This is a genomic window from Kaarinaea lacus, assembly GCF_975902315.1.
This window is the reverse complement of sequence record NZ_CDLKIE010000233.1, coordinates 1-5,122: the sequence shown is the minus strand read 5'-3', so window position 1 is coordinate 5,122 and position 5,122 is coordinate 1. Positions and strand designations below refer to the sequence as shown.

8 protein-coding genes are annotated in these 5,122 nt (G+C 42.5%); 3 read left to right on the top strand and 5 right to left on the bottom strand.

The window, feature by feature from the left end; translation table 11 throughout:
- Positions 1–168: 168 nt before the first annotated feature.
- The 3 genes from ACWVCM_RS07020 to ACWVCM_RS07010 form a co-directional block, all read right to left on the bottom strand.
- The gene (locus ACWVCM_RS07020) at positions 169–1,308 is read right to left on the bottom strand and encodes a TGF-beta receptor interacting domain-containing protein (RefSeq protein WP_455201015.1); all 1,140 of its coding nucleotides are present in this window, start codon (positions 1,306–1,308) and stop codon (positions 169–171) included.
- 25 nt (positions 1,309–1,333) lie between these two features.
- The gene (locus ACWVCM_RS07015; RefSeq protein WP_455201014.1) at positions 1,334–1,792 is read right to left on the bottom strand and encodes a YtoQ family protein; all 459 of its coding nucleotides are present in this window, start codon (positions 1,790–1,792) and stop codon (positions 1,334–1,336) included.
- A 113-nt stretch (positions 1,793–1,905) separates the two neighbouring features.
- A complete protein-coding gene (locus ACWVCM_RS07010; protein ID WP_455201013.1) occupies positions 1,906–2,097 on the bottom strand; it encodes a hypothetical protein in 192 nt (63 codons plus the stop codon).
- Positions 2,098–2,193: 96 nt separating this feature from the next.
- Between ACWVCM_RS07010 and ACWVCM_RS07005 the strand changes: the two genes are divergently transcribed.
- Both ACWVCM_RS07005 and ACWVCM_RS07000 read left to right on the top strand, forming a co-directional pair.
- Positions 2,194–2,526 carry a hypothetical protein gene (locus ACWVCM_RS07005; RefSeq protein ID WP_455201012.1) on the top strand — a complete coding sequence of 111 codons (333 nt, stop codon included), beginning with the start codon at positions 2,194–2,196 and terminating at the stop codon, positions 2,524–2,526.
- A 29-nt stretch (positions 2,527–2,555) separates the two neighbouring features.
- A complete protein-coding gene (locus ACWVCM_RS07000) occupies positions 2,556–3,263 on the top strand; it encodes a DUF2461 domain-containing protein (protein WP_455201011.1) in 708 nt (235 codons plus the stop codon).
- A gap of 43 nt (positions 3,264–3,306) precedes the next feature.
- Here ACWVCM_RS07000 and cpdA read toward each other — a convergent pair whose 3' ends face one another.
- Positions 3,307–4,110, bottom strand: coding sequence for a 3',5'-cyclic-AMP phosphodiesterase (cpdA, locus tag ACWVCM_RS06995; protein WP_455201010.1), 804 nt, complete (start codon positions 4,108–4,110; stop codon positions 3,307–3,309).
- A 198-nt stretch (positions 4,111–4,308) separates the two neighbouring features.
- Here cpdA and ACWVCM_RS06990 point away from each other — a divergent pair, with 198 nt between their 5' ends.
- Positions 4,309–4,686, top strand: a complete 378-nt coding sequence (locus tag ACWVCM_RS06990; protein ID WP_455201009.1) for a hypothetical protein — start codon at positions 4,309–4,311, stop codon at positions 4,684–4,686.
- A gap of 142 nt (positions 4,687–4,828) precedes the next feature.
- Here ACWVCM_RS06990 and ACWVCM_RS06985 read toward each other — a convergent pair.
- Positions 4,829–5,122 (bottom strand): DUF123 domain-containing protein (locus ACWVCM_RS06985; protein ID WP_455201008.1); only part of this gene is annotated, 294 nt, incomplete at its 5' end.

The following is a 5,122-nucleotide window of genomic DNA, read 5'->3' as shown; positions in this document are numbered from 1 at the left end:
TTTGATGCCATTTTATCAATATAATCAGCTAGTTCGAGTTGAAAAACTGGGATATCACCCTTTAACTGCACTTATCTGGAGAACAACTGATGTTCTCTACCTGTTTATTCTTATTTATTCTTATACTTAATTAGACAAATATTACGGCACTCAGTTTAAATTCAAGGATTACTCACGTTTGATGAGGCGTTTCAGCTTACCCAACCAACCATCGCTTTCATCATAATTTTGCTCCTCGGCATGTCCCGCAATTGATGACAAATTGATACCTGAATTAGCTTCGGGATTAGCCATAGTATTCCAAACCAGGCTAAATTCCATATCCCCACTGGAAGGGGTAATGCTAACATTTTGCTTTCTTGCAATTGCATTTCGCAGGGCGAGCCAGGCTTCATCATCTAACTGAACCTGGAAACCGTCTTCCACCATATCTGCACCCGATTTATCACCATGAATCAGGGTCACATAACTTCCGGCGATAACATTACCTTCCAAATCGGGATGCACATTCATTTCAATACTGTCTTTTTCTGGCAGCCATACCAAAGCCCCTTCATGATAGGGAAGCAGTTGCGTTATAAAACCAAACTGGACATTGTTGCCCTGCTCTTTTAAGAAATTGACGATGACTCCATGCATTGCGACCGCCAACACCAGTACGACCTTCTCACCTCCAACCAGGTTAACAGAACAGTGTTTTAATTTAAGATTGTTTATGTTTTTAATCTGACTGTTTTGCATTACTCCCTGCATAGGCATGCTTTTTCGCTGGCTATCATTCCACGGATTGAATGGAAAACGATTCATTTCCAATCCCATTCTGGCAAGCACGCGGGTAAGACCAAAAGCCTGAGCCGCTACGGCTTCTTCCCGGGTTAATAAAACGCAATTCAGGTAGTGCGGCGGTAATTGAATAAGCTTCGCGTTAATATTGCCAAAGGTAAAACCCAGTCCTCCAAACCCCATCAACCCTTTCTCACCAAATCTGACGACATCACCGATTGCAAAGCGTTTTTTCTGTAGAATGGCCTTAAACAAAAACATAAATAGCGGCAAGGGAGTTTTGGGAAATTTATTAGTTTGCTCGTTTTCGTTAATACGCAGAATCAGCACCATCTCACGCTGTTTGAGCGCAGCGAATCCATGACTAGTAAAAATCCAGCATGGGATTTGACTGCCCTTCCCGGGTAAATTCTGCTGATAAATTGAGACAACCAGGCGTTTCGGCACTAACTCCAGTTTTATGGGATAGTTACCAACACCGCCACCGATGATTTTAATCGAACTGGTCTGAGCCTTTTGATTCATGCAACGGAAACGTCAGTCTTATGGGTTATTTTAGTTTGCCAGTAATTGCATAACTAAGAACATCAACCACCTGTTCGGGAGTTTGCGCGGTAGCAAGGGCTGCACCATCCACTTCTTTTAAAGCATGCGTTAACTCAGGATCATGTAAGGTAATAACAGGTTTACCTAAAGCCGCCGCGTACCCGGCGTCGAATGCTGCATTCCACTGGCGATACTTATCTCCAAAACGAACAACGACTACATCTGCCTTTTCTATATAAGTGCGCGTACGGATAGCATTCACCCTGGCACCCTTGTGATCGCGCCAAAATGCATTGGTTTCCTCACCCAATATTCGTGCCCCGCAATCATCGCTGCTGCTATGGTCTGTAACTGGTGACAGAAATTGAATTTGCAGATCAGCGTGTTTTGCGCCATCCATAATACGTTCACGCCAATCCGTGTGAATTTCACCGGAGAGATATACTGTCCAATTGTTGCTCATACATCGTTCCTCGCGCTCATAAAATCGATTTCTGTTGTCTCCAAAATTATATACATTGCTGTATTAATAGCCAGTATGGCGACAATTTTTTAAGGGAATTCACCGGAAATTAACTACGAATTCTTGGAATCGCTCGATGTATGTTCCTGGAAATGGCGAATGAGAAATTCTTCTTCAATAGGCGTCAAATCAAACTGAACACTGGCAGCTTCAATGGTTTCTGCATCGTGTTTTTGCTGTTCACCGATCCACTGAATCGCGCGACGCAAGTTTTCACCTTCTGGAATTAATGATGATTCAGACATGGAATAAAGGATATACTAATTTAGATAATTAATGGCAGTTTATTTTATAGAGATTGGATATAGACTCGATATATCATTTATTTACAGTAAAACAATATGTCTATACAGGTATTTGCACTAATTTTTGCCCTGCTTAATTTACTCATATTATCCATTGTTTATGGCGTTCTTAGCTACCGCCGCAAAAATGGAAAAAGTGATGTAAGACAATCTCGTATTACCTTTGTAATTTCCAGTTTCGCAGTACCGATAATCGCCACCATGCTGTTTGTAGTATCCGCTGTCATTGCGCAAGGATTTTTTAACTACCACATACCTGTTGGGCAGCGTGGTGGCGGTGTATTTATCATATTAATTGTGTCCGTAATAAGCTCTGCAATCGGAGTGCTGCTCATGCTGCCAGGAATTAAACATCGGTGGGAAGACTAATCAATAAGACATAAGGAAAGTTCAGATACATGCCAACTCAGTTTTCAGGATTTCCAAAAGAACTTTTTACATTTATGCGGCAACTCGCCAAAAATAATAACCGGGAATGGTTTCATGCTAACAAAGACCGTTACCGGGAGTTTGTGGTCGCACCAATGTGCGATTTCATACAGGCCATGGCTTATCGTTTTGACAAAATGGCGATAAGGTTTGTCGCGGATCCTCGACCACATGGTGGCTCAATGTTTCGTATTTACCGCGATACTCGCTTTGCAAAAGACAAACGTCCTTACAAAAACCATGTTGCCTGTCATTTTCGCCATGAAGCTGGTAAAGACGCCCATGCACCAGGATTTTACGTGCACCTGGAACCTGGTGCCGTCTATTTTGGTGGCGGTATCTGGATGCCCCCCAATCCCGTGCTGGAGAATATTCGTAATACCATCGTTGAAAATCCCAATGCCTGGAAACGCATAATCAACAACACGACATTTAAAAAACGCTTTGGTGGCATTGAAGGTGATGGTCTGAAACGGCCTCCGCGTGGATTTGATAAAGATCACCCTTTTATTGAAGACCTGAAACGAAAAAGTTTTTTTGTGACCCAGGATGTCGATCCTGCACTTGCCATGACGCCAAAATTTATCAATGAGGTTGAACGCGCTTTTAAAGCGGCGAGTCCATTGATGAAGTATCTTTTATTTGCGAATGGACTGGCGTTTGAGAGGGATGATTAATGCCTGGCTAATTAACGCGATATTATTTGCAGGAAAACTGGAATTACGACTCAACATAATAAACCCTGCTATCAACACTCCCATCATCATGCAACACAATATGTCGATACCCTGCTGGCACAGTATCGATACTGGCGTTCTCCTGGTTTGGTTTAAACTGAAAACAGGTGGATGGCGAGCCTAAAAAACGAATAGAATTTCGGCATTCATCCAGCTCCTGGTGAATGTGGCCATTTAGCACAATTTTCACATTTGGAAAATTGGTCAGCAACTCCAGAAATTCATCGTTGTTACGAAGCTTCAGAGCATCGATCCATGGCGACTCGACATCAACTACATGATGGTGCAGTGCAATAAGCACATGTCTGTCATTACTGGCGCGCAAAGCCTCTTCTAAATTGGCAAGATTTTCCGCAGTCAATTCTCCCTCTACCTTGTCGCGGATAGAAGAATCCAGCAATACTACTGACCACTGTCCCTGTGCAGTACTGGTGATTCCTTTTCGCGTCACATTAGAAAATACTTCTTGCATCATGACAGGATCATCATGATTACCGGGCAAATAATAAGTCGGTACTTCTAGTTGTTCGACGAGTTCCCGCAGCACAAGGTATCCATCCATCGTCTCATCATGCACCAGGTCTCCAGTCACCAGCAGTAAATCGAGTTTTGGCAGATTTACTCGTGCATGCGCAATCACCGCACGCAGGCTGTCACGAGTATTAATGCCATATAACTCCCCGCCTGGGTTAGCGAACAAATGCGTATCTGTTATTTGTGCGACATGGATCATGGTATGGATAATTAGTTCAATTTCGTTATTTTTATTAATCGACCGCCAATGCATTCATTTTAAGGGAATTTTTAGTGAAGATAAAATTGCTCTATTTTAGATAGTAAAAGCAATAACCACGTCACAGATTTTTAGCGAGTATTGTGGTGAAGCACGCCAAACCGGATACTGGTTTCCGCGATTACCCGTTTTAACTGTCAATCATTTGAAAAATATGGTACAAAATCCCTTCACTTTTTCAGGAGAATGTAAATGAATTTAAGAATGATGGGCATATTGGCAGGGGTATTATTTATCGGTTTTAGCACCCTAACCTATGCCGGAGCAGCAAAAAAATCCGTGGAAGCCGTCCACGTTGAAATGAAGCAACTCAGCGGTAAACAGGTGGAAGTACGCGGCAAGGTGGTTAAAGTAAATAACGGTATCATGAAGCGTAATTTCCTGCATATTCAGGATGGTACTGGTAAGCAAGGAACCAATGACCTGATCGTGACGAGTAATCAAACGGCAGAAGTCGATGATGAAATCACCATTACCGGTACTGTTGTACTGGATACGGATTTTGGATTTGGCTATAAGTATCCCCTGCTGGTCGAAAAATCAAAGATCCAAAACCACACCAAGAAATAACCTGTTACCTGTTGATAATGCTTCTCACGAAGCATTATCAACGACCTGGTATATCAACGACCTTCTATCCAGCCGTTTAAAACTTCTCGATTTCCATTATCATTGCGGTGCTGGTTTAATACGATTAGTTACTATTCTTCAACTAACTAACCATGCGCCTGATATTTTCTACTGTTAATTTCATGCTATGAAGTTTCTGGGAATGGGACAGATTGTTTCCCAGATGTTGCAGCAATGTCTCAGTGATCGAGAGCTTCTGAAAGTAGAATAAATGTGATGGGCATGTGCAATCAGTAGACCCAAAATTATGCATCGGCGTTTGTACTCCTGCTACCTTACCGACCACTGCTGCCCATTGATGTTCCAGCCGTATTGAAGAATAACAAAAGCAGTCAGCCACCGGCTGAATATACGGTCGGATGTAGTCAAGATGCCA